General features: G+C 54.1%; 11 protein-coding genes, 1 pseudogene and 1 riboswitch. Of the genes and pseudogenes, 5 read left to right on the top strand and 7 right to left on the bottom strand.

What is annotated here, in order from left to right; genetic code table 11:
* Window positions 1-74: 74 nt before the first annotated feature.
* The gene (locus KI367_RS07300) at window positions 75-1,394 is read right to left on the bottom strand and encodes a sugar ABC transporter substrate-binding protein (RefSeq protein ID WP_212948695.1); all 1,320 of its coding nucleotides are present in this window, start codon (window positions 1,392-1,394) and stop codon (window positions 75-77) included.
* A 280-nt stretch (window positions 1,395-1,674) separates the two neighbouring features.
* Window positions 1,675-3,414 (bottom strand): alpha-amylase family glycosyl hydrolase, encoded by a 1,740-nt coding sequence (locus tag KI367_RS07295; protein ID WP_212948694.1) that lies wholly within the window; start codon window positions 3,412-3,414, stop codon window positions 1,675-1,677.
* 417 nt (window positions 3,415-3,831) lie between these two features.
* Here KI367_RS07295 and KI367_RS07290 point away from each other — a divergent pair, with 417 nt between their 5' ends.
* From KI367_RS07290 to KI367_RS07280, 3 genes are all read left to right on the top strand, one after another.
* Window positions 3,832-4,869 carry a LacI family DNA-binding transcriptional regulator gene (locus tag KI367_RS07290; protein ID WP_036713468.1) on the top strand — a complete coding sequence of 346 codons (1,038 nt, stop codon included), beginning with the start codon at window positions 3,832-3,834 and terminating at the stop codon, window positions 4,867-4,869.
* A 255-nt stretch (window positions 4,870-5,124) separates the two neighbouring features.
* Window positions 5,125-5,796, top strand: coding sequence for a beta-phosphoglucomutase (gene pgmB / locus KI367_RS07285; protein ID WP_212948692.1), 672 nt, complete (start codon window positions 5,125-5,127; stop codon window positions 5,794-5,796).
* A gap of 72 nt (window positions 5,797-5,868) precedes the next feature.
* A complete protein-coding gene (locus KI367_RS07280) occupies window positions 5,869-8,184 on the top strand; it encodes a glycoside hydrolase family 65 protein (RefSeq protein WP_212948690.1) in 2,316 nt (771 codons plus the stop codon).
* Between the two features lie 628 nt (window positions 8,185-8,812).
* Here KI367_RS07280 and KI367_RS07275 read toward each other — a convergent pair.
* Window positions 8,813-11,092 carry a bifunctional 2',3'-cyclic-nucleotide 2'-phosphodiesterase/3'-nucleotidase gene (locus KI367_RS07275; RefSeq protein WP_212948688.1) on the bottom strand — a complete coding sequence of 760 codons (2,280 nt, stop codon included), beginning with the start codon at window positions 11,090-11,092 and terminating at the stop codon, window positions 8,813-8,815.
* A 245-nt stretch (window positions 11,093-11,337) separates the two neighbouring features.
* Complete coding sequence (locus KI367_RS07270) at window positions 11,338-11,757, bottom strand: pyridoxamine 5'-phosphate oxidase family protein (protein WP_036713466.1); 420 nt, start codon at window positions 11,755-11,757, stop codon at window positions 11,338-11,340.
* Between the two features lie 205 nt (window positions 11,758-11,962).
* Here KI367_RS07270 and KI367_RS07265 point away from each other — a divergent pair, with 205 nt between their 5' ends.
* Window positions 11,963-13,207 carry an MFS transporter gene (locus KI367_RS07265; RefSeq protein ID WP_052147231.1) on the top strand — a complete coding sequence of 415 codons (1,245 nt, stop codon included), beginning with the start codon at window positions 11,963-11,965 and terminating at the stop codon, window positions 13,205-13,207.
* A gap of 24 nt (window positions 13,208-13,231) precedes the next feature.
* Here the strand turns inward: KI367_RS07265 and KI367_RS07260 are convergent, their stop codons facing one another.
* The 3 genes and pseudogenes from KI367_RS07260 to KI367_RS07250 form a co-directional block, all read right to left on the bottom strand.
* Window positions 13,232-14,380, bottom strand: coding sequence for a Ger(x)C family spore germination protein (locus KI367_RS07260; RefSeq protein ID WP_246536746.1), 1,149 nt, complete (start codon window positions 14,378-14,380; stop codon window positions 13,232-13,234).
* Entirely contained in the window at window positions 14,377-15,816 is a 1,440-nt protein-coding gene (locus KI367_RS07255) for a spore germination protein (RefSeq protein WP_212948686.1), read from the bottom strand. The genes KI367_RS07260 and KI367_RS07255 overlap by 4 nt, the downstream gene beginning before the upstream one ends.
* Window positions 15,813-16,848: pseudogene (locus KI367_RS07250) on the bottom strand (GerAB/ArcD/ProY family transporter). Before KI367_RS07250 ends, KI367_RS07255 begins: the two are co-directional and overlap by 4 nt.
* 195 nt (window positions 16,849-17,043) lie before the next feature.
* Window positions 17,044-17,155, top strand: a riboswitch (TPP riboswitch).
* A 179-nt stretch (window positions 17,156-17,334) separates the two neighbouring features.
* Here KI367_RS07250 and KI367_RS07245 point away from each other — a divergent pair.
* The gene (locus KI367_RS07245) at window positions 17,335-18,381 is read left to right on the top strand and encodes an ABC transporter substrate-binding protein (protein WP_212948684.1); all 1,047 of its coding nucleotides are present in this window, start codon (window positions 17,335-17,337) and stop codon (window positions 18,379-18,381) included.
* Window positions 18,382-18,413 lie beyond the last annotated feature (32 nt).

Below are 18,413 nucleotides of genomic sequence, written 5' to 3'. Positions count from 1 at the left end.
ATGATGAGGAATCACCTGCCGCTTCGGGGAGCAGCAGGTGATTCCTCATGACATGCATCAACCTCTAACCGCGATTATTTGGTTGCGCCGTTGTTCAAGTCCTTAATTTGCTGAGCCGCTTTATCCAACGCTTGCTTCGGATCGACATTGTTGTCCCAGATTTCAGGCAGCGCCGCATTTACAGGGCTCCATACGTTGCCCATTTCGGGAATCGATGGCATCGGCTGGGAGTTTTTCGTTTGTTCCGCAAAGGCCGAAATGTAAGGATCGTTTTTGATTTGGTCGGATTCCAGCGCTTCCTTGTTCGTAGGAATGGAGCCGACTTTTTCGTTCAGCAGCAGCTGCGCATCTTTCGTCGAAGCGAACTCGGCGAAGAGTTGGGCCGCATTCGGGTATTTCGTGAAGGAGTTGACGTACCAAGCTTTGATGCCGGAGAAGGAAATCGCCGGTTTGCCGCCGATGCTTGGGATCGGCGCGATGCCTAGGTTGTCGCCAAGCGCTTTTTTGTAGCCGCCGAGCTCCCATGGTCCGTTGATATCCATGGCGACGTCGCCTGCGTTAAACAAACTGCGTTTGATGTCCGGATTAATGTCCCCGCTTTTGACCGGAAGGATTTCTTTGAGCTGGACATAGGTTTTCATGCTTTCCAGCGCGCTTTCGGAATTGATGCCGATATCGTCTTTATCCGTTCCGTTTTTGCCGTAAATGTAGCCGCCGGTCGTCGCGATGAACGGATAGTTGAAGTACATGTTGCCCGTTTCCCACATAATGGCATACTTTTTCTTGGCGTTATCGGTGAACGTTTTGCCGAATGCGATCACGTCGTCGAACGATTTCGGCGCTTCCTTCACGAGGGATTTGTTGTAGTACAATGCATAGGTTTCGGCCGCTCTCGGATAGCCGTACAGCGTTCCGTCATACGTCACGCCTTGGATGGAGGCTTCTGTGTTGTTTTTCACCGTCTCATCCTTGAAAGCGTCGTTGGCCAGCAAAAGCCCGGCTTCGACCGCTCTGCCCAGATTGTCATGCGGGAAAATAACGACGTCCGCAGCCAGCCCGGAAGGTCCGTCCTGGGACAGCTTCGTGACTTGGTCCGTTGGCGCCACTTCTTCGATTTTGACCGGAATATTATATTTGGCCGTAAATTGCTTGGCAATTTCGTCCGTAAACGCTCTTTCGTCTTTGCTCTCCCAAACGACCAGGGAAGCGCCCTCTTCCGGCTGCAGCGCTTCCGCGCCAGCCTCGCTGTTGTTATTTTCGGCCGGAGCCGTCGATTCCGCATTGTTGTTGGACGGTGCCGGCTCCTCGGCCGTTTTGTTCGAGCTGCCGCAAGCCGTAATGGAAAACGCCATGGTCAGCGTTGCAGCCAAAGCCAAAAATTGTTTCATTTTCATTTCGCAATAACCCCTCTCCTGAAATTGATCTTTGTACGTCCCGATTTTAGCGCAAACGATTTCACAATCAGCAATAACGGTCCGCTTTTTATGTGTGACAGACCCTTTTTCATCGTTTCATTCCGAAGTAAGCGCTTTAATCATGGGTTTATCATACACGCCGTCTTTTGATTTGTAAAAACGTTTGCGCAGCATATTTTAGGCTAAATTAGCTCATTTCCTGGTCAAAATCCTCCTGTATCTCCGATTATCGCAGGTTTCCTGCGATTTACGAATGGGTTTACTGCAAAATAACGGTGGAATAGGCTGGGAGCGAAACGATATTTTTGTTCATGGCGGCCGCATTGCTGCTGCTCTGAATGAGATCCTTGAAAGCCGACAGGCCGGCGGTTTCCAGCGATACTTCCTGCGGCCGGCCGGAAAGGTTATGCAGCACGAGCACCGTTTGCTCCGAGCTTTGGCGCTTGAACGAAACGATCGCCGGATTCCCGGTTTCGACGCTTGCCAGTTCCCCGTCGCGGAGGGCCGGCAGCTCGTTTCTCCAGCGGATCAGCGTCCGGTAAGCAGACAGCAGGGAATCCGCCTGCTTCGTTTGGGTTTGAACATTGGCCTTCTCCCGGGTTTCGCCGCTGACGGCCGGTTTTTCCCAAAAGGTCTGGGCCTTGCTTTGCCCGTCCGCCGTCCATGCAAACGGTTCGCGGATATGCTCATCCGGCTTGGCGCCGAGCATGCCGATTTCTTCGCCGTAATAAATAAACGGGTTGCCCGGCAGCGTCAGCAAAAGCGCAGCGGCCATTCTGGCATGGTTTTCGTCGTTTCCGAGCTGGCTCATGACCCGGTCCTGGTCGTGGTTCGACAAAAACACGGCGTCGACGAACCGGTTTCCGGACTTTTCCATGTAGAACCGGTGGGTGCGCTCGAGCGTAAAAGCCAAATTGTTGTCTTTTTCCTGCCGGACGGCGCTGAGGATGTTGTCCGCAAGGTTAAAATTGAACGCCGAATCGAAGGCCCGGTCCAAGTAAGGAGCGATGACGGCCGCGGATTGTTCCCATACCTCGCCCACCATGTACGCGTCAGGGTTGACGGCATTCATGGCGCTGCGGAACTCCTGCCACCACGCCGCATTTTTGTCCGTGGTTGCCGTGCCGCGGTCGCTTTGCAGGTTTTCGTAAATATGCTTGGCGCCGTCCACCCGAAAGCCGTCCACGCCAAGCTTCAACCAAAACTGCCCGATGTCCCGGACCTCCTTGCGCACCTCCGGATTGTCGAAATTGAGGTCGGGCATGCCTTCCCAAAAGGTGCCGAGATAATGCGAATCCCCGCGTACAAACCACGGATTGCCGCTGCCCGCCGCGCTGGCGCCGGATGGAGCGATGCCCTGATCCTCCGCCCATACGTACCAGTCGCGGCGTTGGCCGTTTTGGTTTTGGCCTGCCTCGATGAACCATGGATGTTTCACGCTGGTATGATTCACGACCAGGTCCATGATGACCCGGATCCCCCGCTTGTGGGCCTCTTCGATCAGCTTTTTCATATCCTCCAGCGTTCCGTAATCGGGGTTGATGCTCCGGTAATCGGTAATGTCGTAGCCGTGGTAGCTCGGAGACGGCTGCACCGGCATCAGCCAGATGCCCCCTACTCCCAGATCGTCATGGGTATCCGGGTTGCCGTCGTTCAAATAATCCAGCTTTTCCGTCAATCCCTTGAGGTCCCCGATGCCGTCCCCGTTGGAATCCGCGAAAGACCGGACGAATACCTCGTAATAAACGGTCGACGGCTGCTCGCGAACCTGCGTTTTCGTTTCTCCTGCTCCCCCGGGCGCTTGCCCTTTTCCGTCGGTCCTGGCGGATTCGCGCGGCCCTTCGACTGCAGCGTTCGGTTCCGACGGTTGGGCCTTTTGCGCCCCGGGACCTTCGCTGCCGCAGCCTGCCAGCAATATGCCGGCCAATGCAGCCGCCGCCGCACCGCGCCCCCATCTTCCAATGGACGCCTGACTTGCCGTTTGCGCTCTTCGCTTCATGTTCTCCTCCTTCGCAAAGTCATCAGACAATGTTAAGAAAACGGACGTTCAGGCAGCATGTCACGCTCTGCCGCACCATCATGGTTTGCCGCCCGTGCTTTCTTACTACGCAGGATACGCTGTCCGAAAACGCACGCGCAAGACATTTTTTTCTTCGCCGTTTTTCTTCCGGGCGCCCCGAAACGACGCCAAAGCTTGGCCGGTCCTTGACAGCCCGGCGCGATTGCAATATCGAAAACGGGGTTGTATCTGCCGGATTTCCCGCCGTTTCCGCGCCTTGTTCGGACGGACCCGGATGAACCGTATTTACAAGCGCGCATGCTTTGGATTAAGATATCAAGTGAAAAAATAAGGTGAACATTTGAACAAAGGTTCCCGTCTATCCAGGAACGCAAACGGTTCCACAGGGAGGTCACCATGTCTGTAACGATAAAAGATGTCGCCAAAAAGGCGGGCGTTTCCCCCTCCACCGTGTCCCGTGTGCTGTCGAACAATACCAGAATCAGCCGGGAAACGTCCCAAAAGGTGCGGGACGTGATGGAGGAGCTCGGATACCACCCGAACATTATGGCCAAAAGCCTCGTGTCGAGAACGACCGAGAGCATTTGCGTCATTCTTCCCAAGCCTGCCGAGGAGCTGTTTCTGAATTTGTTCTTCATGGAGCTGATTCGCGGCATCGTCACTCAGGCCAACCGCTCGGGATATGACGTGCTGATCAGCTCCGGCGGAAGCGAACAGGAGGAGGTCGAAGCCGTATCCCGGCTGCTCAAGGGCAAACGGGTCGACGGCGCGATTTTGCTGTATTCCCGAAGGGACGACCAGGTCGTCGAGTTTCTGAAAAAAAACCAGTTCCCGTTTGTCCTGATCGGGCGAAGCGAAAAATATCCGGACATCCTGTCCGTGGACAACGATAACGTGCAGGCAGCCTACGACGCTACCAAACATTTGATTTCGCTGGGGCATCGGCGGATCGGGTTTGTCAGCGGCCCGCCGAACCATATCGTTTCCCGCGACCGCCTGAAGGGCTACACGAACGCGCTGGAGGAATCCGGGCTCGAAATGCGCCGCGACTGGATCGTCGAAGGCGAATTTTTGCAGGAAAGCGGCTACCGCGCCATGTCCTTTTTCATGAATCTGCCCGAACGCCCGACGGCGCTGGTGGTGATGGACGATTTTGTTTCCCTGGGCGTCCTGCGCGGCCTTCACGAATTGGGCTACAAGGTTCCCGAAGATTTATGCATCGTCAGCTTCAACAATCTTTCGATCTCGGAACTCGCGTCGCCTCCGGTCAGCAGCATGGATATCGGCATATATAATCTCGGATACACCGCATCGCAAGCATTGATTCAGTCCATTCAACATGACGGGGAAAAAAATCTTCAAGAACGTTATATCATTCCCCACCGGCTGGTGATTCGGGAATCATCCGTCTACACGCCGCCGAAACAGAACTAACCGGACGAATGGCTGCCAATCGCGCCGGGCTGATGGCCGGCCGCCGGACAGATAAGAGTCGTGACGCCCGATCGGGGCGTCCCCGCGGGATTCTCCCGCATAGATTGGGAACTTGGGGATGCAGCAGGCATGCCCTGCGCCAAAGCGGCATGTTCCCCCATGAAACGAGTACGAAATAAGCGGAGCATCAACGGTGCTTCTTTTATTTTCCGTCCGCGTTCAAACGTTTGCACAATATTCGAGGAGGGACTTTCCATGACGCTTCATACTCCGATTCGCGCCTGCCTGTTCGATTTGGACGGCGTGCTCGTCGACACCGCAAAATATCACTATTTGGCCTGGAAGCGGCTTGCCGGAGAACTTGGCTTCGAGTTTACCGAGCAGGACAATGAAAGGCTGAAAGGCGTAAGCCGGATGGCCTCGCTGGATATTTTGCTTTCCATCGGCGGCATCTCGCCCGATGACGACACCCGTCTGGCGCTCGCCGAAAAAAAGAACGGCTGGTATGTGGATTACATTACCCGCATGGATGAATCCGAAATCCTTCCGGGCGCGCTGGACTTCCTGAAAGAGCTGAAAGCCGGCGGCATGCTTGTCGCGCTTGGCTCGGCCAGCAAAAACGCGATGACGATTCTGAACAATACGAAGCTGGCTCCTTATTTTGACGCCATCGTCGACGGGACCAAAACGGTCAGCGCCAAGCCCGATCCGGAAGTGTTCTTGCTTGGTGCCCAGGAACTAGGCGTCGATCCCGCCGCCTGCGTCGTGTTCGAGGATGCCGAGGCCGGCATCGAAGCCGCGATCCGCGCAGGCATGCGCAGCATCGGCGTCGGCTCCCCTGCGACGCTGGGCCGGGCCGGTGCGGTCGTGTCGTCTTTGCGGGAAATGTCGCTGCGCCGCCTGGAAAAAATCTTCTCTTCCCGCTAATTTTCTACATATTTCCCTGGAAATTTTTCTGAGTTTCCCAATCCAATATGACATTCAAAGGAGCCGATGATAATGAAACCGTATTTAAAGCTCGATCCATGGAATATCGTTGAAGAGGATTTTCAGCCGCATCTGCATGAAATATCCGAAAGCATTTTCAGCATTGGAAACGGATACATGGGGCAGCGCGCCAATTTCGAGGAGTCGTACAGCGGGCCTTCCCTTCAGGGCAGCTACATGGCCGGCGTTTATTATCCCGACAAAACCCGCGTGGGTTGGTGGAAAAACGGCTACCCGGAGTATTTTGCTAAAGTGCTGAACAGCACCAACTGGATCGGGATCGATATCGCCGTCGACGGACAGCCGCTCGATCTCGCATCCTGCAAGGTCACGGATTTCACCCGCGTGCTGAACATGAAGGAAGGCACGTTGTCGCGCGCGTTTACGGCCGAATTCGAAGGCGGCAAAAAAATCCGCGTCGATGCGATCCGTTTCGTCAGCATGGCCCGCCAAGAGATCGGTGCCATTCGTTACGCGGTTACGCCGCTGAATTTTGACGGCATCTTGACGGTCACCCCTTATCTGGACGGGGACGTGCAAAACCGGGACGCCAACTACGACGAAAAATTTTGGGTTGAAGTTGCGAAGGAATTCGGGGAACGCGATGCAGCGCTGACCGTCAAAACGAAAAAGCTCGATTTCCACCTGACCTCGGTCATGGCCTTTGAAGTCGCCAAAAACGGCGAAGCCGTGAAACTCGAAACCGAGCAGGTCGAGAAAGAGAAATACGTCGGCTTCCGCGCGCAAATCGAAGCGGCTGCAAATGAGCAGGTCGTCGTTTACAAATATGCCGCCAACGTGACTTCCCGCGACCATGGCCTGGGCCAATTGATCGAAGCCGGGCGTGCAGCTCTCCGCAGCGCGTTGGAAGCAGGTTTTGAAACGCTGTACCGGGAGCAGGTTCAGGCATGGGCCGATAAATGGCGGGACAGCGACATCGTGATCGAAGGAGACGTCGCGGCGCAGCAGGCGATCCGGTTTAACATTTTCCAGCTGAACCAGACCTACACCGGCGAAGACGACCGCCTGAATATCGGCCCCAAAGGGTTTACCGGCGAAAAATACGGCGGCAGCACATATTGGGACACCGAAGCTTATTGCCTGCCGTTTTACTTGAGCACCGCCGATAGCTCCATCGCCCGCAACCTGCTCATTTACCGCTACAAGCATTTGGAAAAGGCGAAGGAAAACGCGCGCAAGCTCGGCTTCGCGAAAGGCGCCCTGTATCCGATGGTGACGATGAACGGCGAAGAATGCCATAACGAATGGGAAATCACCTTCGAGGAAATTCACCGGAACGGCGCGATCGCTTACGCCATTTACAATTACGTGAACTACACCGGGGATATCGACTACCTCGGCCAATACGGCCTGGAGGTGCTCGCCGAAATTTCGCGTTTCTGGGAGGAGCGCGTCAACTACGTCGCCGCGAAGGATCAATACATGATGCTTGGCGTGACGGGGCCGAACGAATACGAAAACAACGTCAACAACAACTGGTACACCAACCGGATTGCGGCCTGGACGCTGGAATATACGCTGGAAGTGCTCGATTATTTGCGGGAGAACGAGCCATCGCGTTATCGCGAGCTGATCGATAAGCTGGAATTGACCGAAGCGGAGACCTCGAAATGGAAGGACATCATCGCCAAAATGTATTATCCGTTCGATGACGAACGTCAAATCTTCCTGCAGCAGGACGGCTTCCTCGACAAAGACCTGACGCCCGTCAAAGAGCTGGATCCGGTCCACCTGCCGCTGAACCAAAACTGGTCCTGGGACCGCATTTTGCGTTCGGCGTACATCAAGCAGGCCGATGTCTTGCAAGGGCTGTTCTTCCTTGGAGACCGCTACGACCTGGAAACGAAAAAACGGAACTTCGATTTCTACGAGCCGCTCACGGTGCACGAGTCCTCCCTCTCGCCTTGCGTTCACTCCATCATCGCATGCGAGCTGGGCTACAGGGAAAAAGCGTACGAAATGTACCTGCGCACATCGCGCCTCGACCTTGACAATTACAACAACGACACCGAAGACGGCTGCCATATTACGAGCATGGCCGGCACCTGGATGTCCGTCGTTTACGGTTTCGGCGGCTTGAAGGTTCAAGACGGCGTTCTGCGCCTGAATCCGTTTAATCCAGGGCACTGGACGTCCTTCTCCTTTAAGGTCATGTTCCGCGGATCGCGCCTGAAGGTCACCGTCGGAGAGCACGACGTGATCGTGGCCAACGAGTCGGAAACGGCTGCCGAAGTTAGCGTTTATGGAAAAAAACATACGGTTCATGGCCTGAGCCATGTCAAAATCGAGCACGCTTTGCAAGGCTAGCTCATGGCTGCCTCCCGTCCATGCCTGACATACCACGCCATTTTAAGGACTCGCCAAGCGTTTGCCCCTACGGCAACGATCGGCGCCTTGGCGTATTATTGACCGGGCTTTACATGACGGGAGGCCGTTTTCACAAGGACGAGTCAAACGGCTGCCCCAAGGGGTTCATACGTATTGCAGACCTAGGGGATTTGATTCATGTTCAATGATTGTTCTATCAACAAGGTGAACACTCCCTTGGATTTCACTGCGATGGCTTTCGCAGGATCTATTCCCTCAACCGAGTAAATCTCTGAACCAATTTCGTATTCGTTTGAAAAAGTTCCGTGATACTCTACATTTTCGTCAGTCGCAAAAGCTTCAATTTCGCCGATAATTAGGGGCTGTGATTTAAAGAGACATTGGGATCTCGGGATCGAAAAAAAATCATAAAGGATCCAAAACAGTACCAGCTTCCTTTCGTTCGAAAGAAAGCGATGATAGAAATCAAGTCTTTCATAAATATGATGGAGTGTTTACCTTCTCTCAGTAAATATTGTCCCTTTGATGGATGCAGTTTGACAAAACAAGCCGGCGGTCAAACATCAACCGCCGGCTTGTTTTTATTGATATTACAAGTCACTTTTAGTTACGGGATAATAATTTCCTGCCCGATTTTCAGGCCGCGGACGTTGGTGATGCCGTTTGCTTTGGCGATTTTCTCCCAATCCACGCCGAACCGGAGTCCGATGCGGTACAGGTTGTCGCCTTTTTTGATGATATACACTTTGCCGATGGTCGACGGTTTTGCCGGTTCGGGTTTAGGTGCAGGCTTCGTTTCAGGCTGCGACGGTTTCTCCGGAACCGTAGGAACCGGAGGCTGTTCCGGTTTCGTTGGAAGCGTTGGAGTCGTCGCCGGTGGCGTCGCGGTTTCCGTCGAAGGCGCAGGCGCGCTTACGGACAGATCAAGCTCATATTTCGCAAATCCGTTGCCTCCGTCGCCGACATACGTCATGTTTTTGCTTTTCGCTACCAAGTCTTTGGCGTCCGGAGACGACGTAAACGTGACGTTCAGCTTTTTGTCGGCCTTAGCAAACGACCAGTTGTTGTCCGCGGAAGGATTGATCGTGCCGTTGTCGCGGATGTAATCGATAATGACCTGACGGTTTTCGTCCGGAGCCGCCATGATGATCCGTTTGCCGTCCGGATTTGCCAGCTTGGAAGACGAAGCGCGGTAGTTGTTGGTCGCCACGACGAATTTTTGCTTCGGATCGATCGGTTTGCCGTTGAATTGCAGGTTTTTGATGCGGTTCGCGTTCGGGTTGACCACGTTGCCTTTCAGGTCGTATTTGTTCGGCTGCGTCACGTCGATTTGATAAGTCACGCCGTCGATGACGTCATAGTTGTACGTCGGGAAGTCGTTATTGATAAGCGGCTGCTCCGTCGTTTTCGAAGGATCGATTTGGTTGAACTGTCCCGCGGACCATTCAAGCCAGTTTTTCAATTCCTCGCCGTTGACGACGACGGCATGCACCGTATTCGGGTATACGTACAGGTCGGACACGTTTTTGATCGCGATCGTGCCGGCCGGAATGTTCGTGTAATAGGAAGCGCCCGAACGTCCGCCCGCCTTAAACGGAGCGCCTGCGGACAGCACCGGAAGATTTTCGTATTCCGTGCCCTTCAGGTTCTTTTCCACGTACCATTTTTGCGCGTTGGTGACGATTTGGATGGACGGATCGTCCTGCACGAGCGCAAAATAGCTGTTGATCGGCGCCGTGGTTTTGCCTACCGGACCGCGAACGTATTCGATCGTGGCGTCATGCTCGGTTTTTACCGCATCGACGATTTTCGGGTCGGCGTCGACCAGCGCCTTTTTGTTGGTTACGTCGTACACGGCGCGGGTTTCGGTTTTGGAATCGACGACCTTCCATTTGCCGTCCACCTTTTCAAGGTCCAAATCGATGATGCCGAGATGGTCCCCCCAATATCCCGGTTCGACGGAAGGAACGCCGTTGATGGTGCCTTTTTCGAGGTCTACCCCTTTTTTGCCCTTGAATTCGGCGCTCGGGAAGGTTTTATGCGCATGCCCGAACATGATCGCGTCGATGCCTTCGACCTGGCTCAAATAAAGCACGGAGTTTTCCATCAATTCCGTTTGCGGAATATCCTCGAAGCCGGAGTGCGGAATCGCGACGACGATGTCGGCGCCTTCTTTTTTCATTTGCGGTACGAACTTTTTGGCGGTCTGGATGATGTCCTTGGCAATGACTTTGCCGACCAGATTGGCGCTGTCCCACTGCATGATTTGCGGCGGGGCAAAAGCGATCACGCCGACTTTGACGGTCTGCTCCTGGCCGTTTTCGTCAATCACTTTTTTGTTCAGGATCGTATAAGGGGTAAAATAGTTCACGTCATTGCTTTCGTCCTGATCCCCGTCGTCCTTGTAAATGTTGGCGTTGACGATCGGGAAGTCGGCTCCTTGTTCGGCCAGCTTCAGAAAATCGAGCCCGTAGTTGAATTCATGGTTCCCTACGCCGCCCGCGTCATAGTCCATCAAGTCCATCGCTTTATATACGGGATGAATTTGGCCCGGCTTGAGCGGGTTTACTTTCGCTACGTAATCGCCCAGCGGATTGCCCTGCAGCAGGTCGCCGTTGTCGAACAGCAGGCTGTTCTTGGCTTCCTTGCGCGCAGCGTTGATCAGGCTGGCCGTTTTGGCGAATCCGTATTCGTCCGTCGGCTTGTCCGCATAGTAGTCATAGTTGACCATGTTGACATGCAAATCGGATGTTTCCATCAAACGGAGTTTGACCTTCGGGTTCGCCGTGCTTCCGTCGGCATAGGCCGCAAACGGGAGCGCCAGGACATTGAATGCCACGGCGGCGGCTGTAATGGTTTTTGCTACTTTTTTACGGGACTTCGACATGTTACCCCTCCTTGAAAATATGTACCTGATAAGTACATGGCATGGACCTTTTGTAACCGTTTTTTAAAGTGACCAGCGGTTAAATATGTTTTAGATCCACTAGTAGTTTAAATCCATTTCCAGCCAAAATAAAGACAAATGCATCCAAATGGCCAAAAAATAATACCCGGGACCCTGTCCCGAGTATTATGGAAGATGTGACATACGTTTATATAGTCCTAAAACCCCACAAAAGGCCCGTGTTTTTACTCGATCCATTCATGTCTTTCGCCGTTTTCCGACACATGGATCATGCGGATCGGCTTGATTTTCAAAACGACGTAATCCGGGTCCTCGGGTCCGGTAAAGCTGGCTTTGAATTCAGGTTTCCAGAAGTGCTCGCGAAGCTCCCCGTCATTCGTGATGCTGCAGGTTCCTTCGATTTCCGCCCAGCCTTCGGCGCTCCCGTTTTCATACCCGAACAGCAGGGAAACATGCGGGTTTTCCTCCAGCTCCTCCACTTTATGCGTCTTCCGGTCCGTAATGAGATAAATGCTGAGGCCCCTGTTGTACAGCATCATATACCGCTGCTTGGGCTTGTTTCCCTCCACGGTGGCAAACGCGCAATATTCATGGTGGTCCAAAATTTTGACGATGTTTTGCTCCATGACGATCCGGGTTTCCATGTACAATGCTTCTCCTTCCGAATAAAACGGTGAACTGCTGTAAAGGTAGTGTGCCCGCTTCGGAACGGGATGAATCATTCAGAAAGATTTTTCAATATTTAGCTGCCTTTTGGAAGCCGTTTTCGAGTATGATGAACATACATGCTAGTCGGGAATGACGGTCAAAATCCGGATGAAGCAAATATCACCTTTAAAAGGAGTCACCATGAAACGATTGATATGGATCGGATGCCTATCCTACTTTTTGATCGGGCTGGCCCATGTGGTGCTTGGCTCGGTGCTCCCCGTGCTGCTTGAACATTACGGCCGCGAATACAGCCAAGGGGGCACGCTCATTTTTACCCAGTTTGCCGGTTTTCTGGCAGGCGTTCTCGTCTCTCCGCTTCTCAACCGGCGTTTCGGCAAAAGGGGCGGGCTGCTGATCGCCATTTCCCTGCTTTGCGCAGCCGAGCTTGCGTACCTGCTGCTGCCGCCGTGGGGATGGCTGTACCCGATCGCGGTATGCGCCGGATTTGGGTTCGGCATGATCGAAGCGGTCATCGGGACGATCATCATCGCGGCGATCAAGGAAAAAACGGCGGTTGCCATGAGCCGGCTCGAAGTCTTATTCGGAGTCGGCGCGATGGTGATGCCGCTGATTGCCAGCGGATTCATCTCCCAAGGCTGGTGGCGTTTTTCCTTCCTCGTCATTTCCTTGTTCGCTCTTGCGACGCTGCTGCTGTGGGCCAAAAGCTCGTTTGGGGAAATCGACGCGGAGCTCCGTGCCAAGAAGCCGGCAGCAAACGTCGGCGGTTCGGACATCAGCAAGGCTGCAGGCCAAAAACGTTTTCCGTATCAGGGAAAATCCTGGGGAATCCTGGCGCTGTTTATGGTCTTTTTCTTTCTTTATGTCGGCACGGAAATGAGTTTGGCCAACTTCATGCCTGCCATTCTCATCGAAAAAATCGGCATGAAGGAAGCCGGCGCGGCGCTTAGCGTCACCTGCTTCTGGATCGCGATGTCCGTCGGGCGGATTTTCGCGGGGACCGTCGCCGAGCGGATCCATTACCGCGTGTACGTGCTTTACAGCTGCGCCGCCACGCTGGTGCTGCTTGCCGTATTTCCTTTTACCGCCGCGGTCTGGTCCGCGTTTGCCGTCATCCTGCTGCTTGGGTTGTTTATGTCCGGCATCTTTTCGATCGCCCTTGTCTTTGCGAGCAAGCTGCTGGCAGGAACCGAAGAATCGACGCCAAGCATCCTGATCGCCTCGGGCGGCGTCGGGGGAGCGGTGCTGCCCCTGATCATCGGCTGGTGCATGGACCATCTGGAGGTGAACCAAACCTCGTGGATGCTCGCTTTGTTTACGCTTTTTATGGTTGCGCTCAGCTTCGCGGCATATGTTTTGCAGCGCAGGCAGCTACAAGCCGCCGAACGACGGCAGGAAATCGCGCAGGAGGCTTGCAGCAACTAAAAGCAATCGGCGGGCAACCGGCGTTTATTTCAATTTCGAAATGCCGCCGCTGATCAGGTTCACCTTGACATCGATCTTCCCGATGCTGCCCGAATCCAGATCGATGCCCCCCTTGGCGCTTAATCGATGCCAGGCATCGGGCATATTCCGGCGGAGTACGCCCGATAGCCCATATGCGTCGACGCCCATTTCCAGGGCTTTTAAATAGGTTCCCCTCACCTGTTCCTTCACTTCCCTTGCGGCTTCCATTTCCAGTTCCCGCTTGTTCAGGCTTGCGTTGAGCTGCGGAATCGTGGCCTGCATGGACACGGTGATGTCGAAAACGGGCTTGCCCTGCCTCAGCTTCGGACGGATCGAGGACTTGATTTTGTTCATGACCATCATGGCCTGTACTTTTCTCTCCTGCTTGACCGCAAGCGGGGTTCTTCTTGTTTTCTTTTCCAGCCATCTCAGACCCAGTATATCCTCCGACACAAGGCATCCACGGAATTTATGGTTATTCAAAAAACAGACCCCGGTCATGCTGACGTTGGGCGAAGGTTTCCCGTCTTCCGTCCAGCCCGGCATGATTTCGACGTACGGCAGCAGAACCGTATCGCCCTTCTCCTTCCATTTCCATATAAACTTGTAAAGGTACAGCGGAGCAATGACCGAGCTCTGTTCATAGATCCGCATCGGGCTGTTCAGCTGGGAGTAGATAACCGACAGCTCGTTGATGGATTTCGTATTGAGTACCTCTTCCAACGGATCCCGGGTGGCCATCGTCCAGACGGTATACCGGAATTCGTAATAACGATCCCATACATCCAGCACCTGATCCACGATGCCATGCTTCAAGGCAGCCTCGCTGAAAACGATCGACTTCACGTTGCTCCACGAGATCCTTTGCGGGCTGGAAGCATACAAATTAAAAATCGCCTCATCGAACGAGGTCCCTTCCGCTTTCCCGACGGAGGTCTTCTGCTGTTGCGCCTGCCCCGACTCCTTTTTGGCGATGCCGCTGAAATTAACCATCTGGATGTAGACGACAACCCGGTTTTCAACGTAATCGACCCCGATCGTATTGACGTAAATCATGTGTTCGATTTCCCTTGCTCCCCAGCAGCCCGTAAGCGGAACGGTCAAGAGCGCCGCGGCAAGGAGGCAGCGGACCCAACGCATGACGTTTTTCATCCCTTTTTCCCAGCCTTGCTGGTGAACTCGCCTTTTCCCCACGGCATCCGAAACAGGATTTTATGCATCTCCCTGAATCTCGGAGGGCTTACCGGAGACAAATAGTAAGTGCCGAATGAGCGCAGGTTGACCATGAACAGGACCAGAGCCAGCAGGCAGAACAGCGTGCCGAACAACCCCAACAGCCCGCTGATCAGAAGCACGAGAATGCGAAACAGGCTGACGATGTTGACCAGGGACTGGTTCACCAAAGTAAACGTCGCAAGCACCGATATGGCGATGACGACGATCGTTCCCGGGCCCGCAATCCCTGCGCTGATGGCAGCTTGGCCGATAATCAGCCCGCCCACGACCGATAAGGTCTGCCCAAACGCGGAAGGAAGCCGCATGCCCGCTTCGCGGAAAATCTCGAACAACAGCAGCATCACCATCGCCTCCAGGGGAGCCGGAAGCGGCACGCCCTGCCTGGAATTCACCAGGGTCGCCAGCAGCGTAAAAGGGATTTGGTCCTGATGGTACGTCGTCAGCGCAATCCAAAACCCCGGCAGGAACAGGGAAAGCAGCACGCCGCACATCCGCAAAAAACGCGTAAAAGCAACCACGACATTGACGAGATGGGCGTCCTCCGAGGAGTTGAGCAGGAAGTTGAAGCTCGCCGGGGCGATGAGCACCGTCGGAGCCCCGCCCATCACGATCGCAAATTTCCCGTGGAGCAGCGCGTTCACGGCATAGTCCGGCCTCCCCGTATAAGTCATCAGCGGAAAAAGCGAGAAGCCCGTCAATATCTCTTCGAGTTGGCTGTTGCTCACAAGGCCTTTGACGTTCATGCGGGAAAGTTTCGTTCGGATCTCCTGCAGGACATGCTCCTGGATCGTCTCCTTATGGTACAGAAGATGAACCTTCGTCGACGTTTCGGAACCGATCGTAAACTCCTCGACGGCAAGGAGATGGGTCTTCAGCCGTCTTCGGATCAAAGCGATATTGGTGTACGAGTCCTCGATAAAACCGTCCCTCGGCCCCCTCGTCGAAACCTCCGTGTTCGGCTCCTCCGGCTGCCGTTTGGGCGCATTGGCCATGATCATCGAGTAGCAGCTGTCCGACGGCTCGAAGATCAGCGGGAGGTCCCCCTCCAGCACGGTCTCTTTCATTGCCGCTTCCCTTTGGTCCTCGGGGATCGGGTCCATGGGGAACGGAATTTTGCGCGGCCAATCCATCTCGTCCGACAGCAGGATCTGCTCCGGTATATCCATCAGTTCGGACACGACCCATTGCTCCACTCTTGCCGTATCGGACAATCCCTGGCAGTAAATCAGCTGAACCGAATAACCCGGTACCGATAACGGAATCGTTTTTCTCCGGATATCCGAGCTTGATCCAAACAGCTCCGCAACGATGGCTTCGATGGCCTGGGCTTCCTTTCGTTCACGGCTTTTCACGATATTCTCCCCCTTCGCCGGGCCAAGCCGATCAGCCCCGTGATGATCACCGAAAAGGCCGCTATTCCCCACACCGATACGGGAAGCACATAGACGGACAGGGCCTTCATAAAATACCGGTCGCTGAAAGGAACGGCCATCATGATTAATATCGCGATAAAAATGCCCCCCAGCACCCACGCTTTCGCCTTTTTGCCCTTCACCCGAAAAACATCGAGAATGAGGAACAAAGCGAGCGAAATTCTTAAAAACGCGCCGCAGAACCATTGGTAGACGCTAAAAAAGTCAAGATGCTCGACGTAGCGTCCAATGTTCAGAAGCCTCCATTGCTCGTATGCAGGAAACCGGAGCTTGCCCGCTTCGTCCGCCCCGAATTCGACGATGGCGCCCATGACGGGCCCCAGGGTGAGTCCTAAAAAAAGCAAAACCGTGACGGCCAAGGAAACATAGGTTATCCGCGTTCGGATATGATGCTGCAAAAAGAAGATCATGATGACTTCGGCAAAGCCGGCCCCCGCGTAAAGCGTCCCCTTCCACACGGGCCCCATGCCAAGTTCAAGCATCGGCTTCAGCAAGGAGTAGTCCTTGTGGGGCATATTAAACGACATGACAAAAAAACCAAGCACAATCACCATCGGCAGCAAAAGGCTCGCGGTATTGGCAATGGATTGAATGCCCAAGAAGGCGTTTAAAGCCGAGATCAGAAGGAACAGAAAAGATCATAATGGGCGTTTCGGGAGAGAAGGTCAGATGAATCCAATATACGGTATCCCGGGTCGTCACCGCGCAAATGGCAAACAGATACAAACCAATGAAAACGGCCAACATGCGGCCCACGATCGGATGATAGGCTTTGGCCAACCAATCGAACAGATGGCGTTTATTGAGTTTCGCCATGCCTGCATAAAGAAATGCCGCCCATACGAGCGTGAGTCCGCATGCCAGCAGCACCGAAATCCAGGCGTCCCGTTTTGCCGCGTCAAGCAAAATGGGAATGACGATGACATGATTCAGCAGGCCGGTGCTCAGCATCAAAATCATGACCGTCTGAATGAACGAAATGCTTGTTTTGATTTTCCTCAACCCCCTGTAAAAACCAGACTCCTTTCATCCTTATAGTGGCATTTTTACGAGCATTTATACGCCGGCTTGGCCAGCCGCACGGCCGAAAGCGTTGAATTATTTCAAGCTTAGGACTATAATACCAATGTAATAACCCGTTAACTTCATAAGAATCCGGGGTGCTGGAATCGGCCGGCTGAGATTGTATCCCTTCAAGATACTGACCCTTAAACCTGATCTGGGTAATGCCAGCGTAGGAAAAGCCATCGTCATGGCGTTCGCCATGTCATCCTTGCGCCTTAAGCGTCCCGCATCCGGGGCGCTTTTTTTGTTGAATGATCGGACCTTCCGGCGAAAATAAAGACGGCCGCGGTCCCGTGATTCGCCTCCAGATATGGAAACGCGATTCTTTTGCAGCATGAAGGGGATTAACTGGATAAGGGAGAGAGTAACGCAATGAAAACGAAAAAAATCGGACTGTTTTTGCTGGCATTCCTGCTTGTGCTGGCTACGGCCGCTTGCGGAAGCAAAAACGCCCAAACGACGGGCCAGGGGACGCCTTCAGGGGAAACCTCCTCGGCCGGCGGCGGCGAGCCCAAACAACTGAAGGATGTCAAAGTCGTGCTGGACTGGACGCCGAACACGAACCATACGGGACTCTATGTCGCCAAAGAAAAGGGGTACTACGAAGAAGAAGGGCTGAACGTCGACATCGTGCAGCCGGGAGCCGGCGGCGCGGAGGCGATGGTGGCATCGGGCAAGGTGCCGTTTGGCGTCAGCGTGCAGGAAAACGTCACCCAAGCGCGCACGCAAGGCGTTCCGCTCGTGTCGATCGCGGCGGTGATCCAGCATAACACTTCCGGTTTTGCCGCGCCCGTGGACCGGAACATCAAACGGCCGAAGGATTTTGAAGGCAAAACGTACGGCGGCTGGGGCTCTCCGGTGGAAAAAGCCGTGATCGATTCGATCATGGACATCGACAAGGCCGACGTCAGCAAGCTGAAAATCGTCAACATGGGCGAAGCGGATTATTTTACGGCGGTGAAACGCGACATCGATTTCGCCTGGATTTTCTACGGCTGGACCGGCATCGAAGCCGAGCTCCGCAAGGAGCCGCTCGATATGCTGTACGTCAAAGACTTCTCCGACAAGCTGGACTATTACACGCCGGTCCTCGTCACCAATGAAAAGCAGATCAAGGAAGATCCGGAGCTGGTCAAAGCGTTTATGCGCGCTACCTCCAAAGGTTATCAATTCGCGATTGAGCATCCCGAGGATGCAGCCAATGTCTTGATCAAAGCCGTGCCCGAGCTCGACAAGGATCTCGTCATGGCCAGCCAAAAGTGGCTCAGCCCGAAATACCAGGACGACGCCAAGCGCTGGGGCGAGCAGAAGGAACAGGTTTGGAAAGGATATTCGGATTGGATGTACGAGCATAAGCTGCTCGACAAACCGCTGGATGTCGAAAACGCGTTTACGAACGACTTTTTGCCGCAACAATAGGTAAGGATCGCTGTACCAAGCGACCCCGCTGC

This window comes from Paenibacillus cookii, assembly GCF_018333375.1.
In the GTDB taxonomy this organism is placed as follows: Bacteria; Bacillota; Bacilli; order Paenibacillales; family Paenibacillaceae; genus Paenibacillus_AQ; species Paenibacillus_AQ cookii.
Note: the sequence above shows the minus strand (reverse complement) of the source record. Positions and strands in the feature narration are given on the sequence as shown.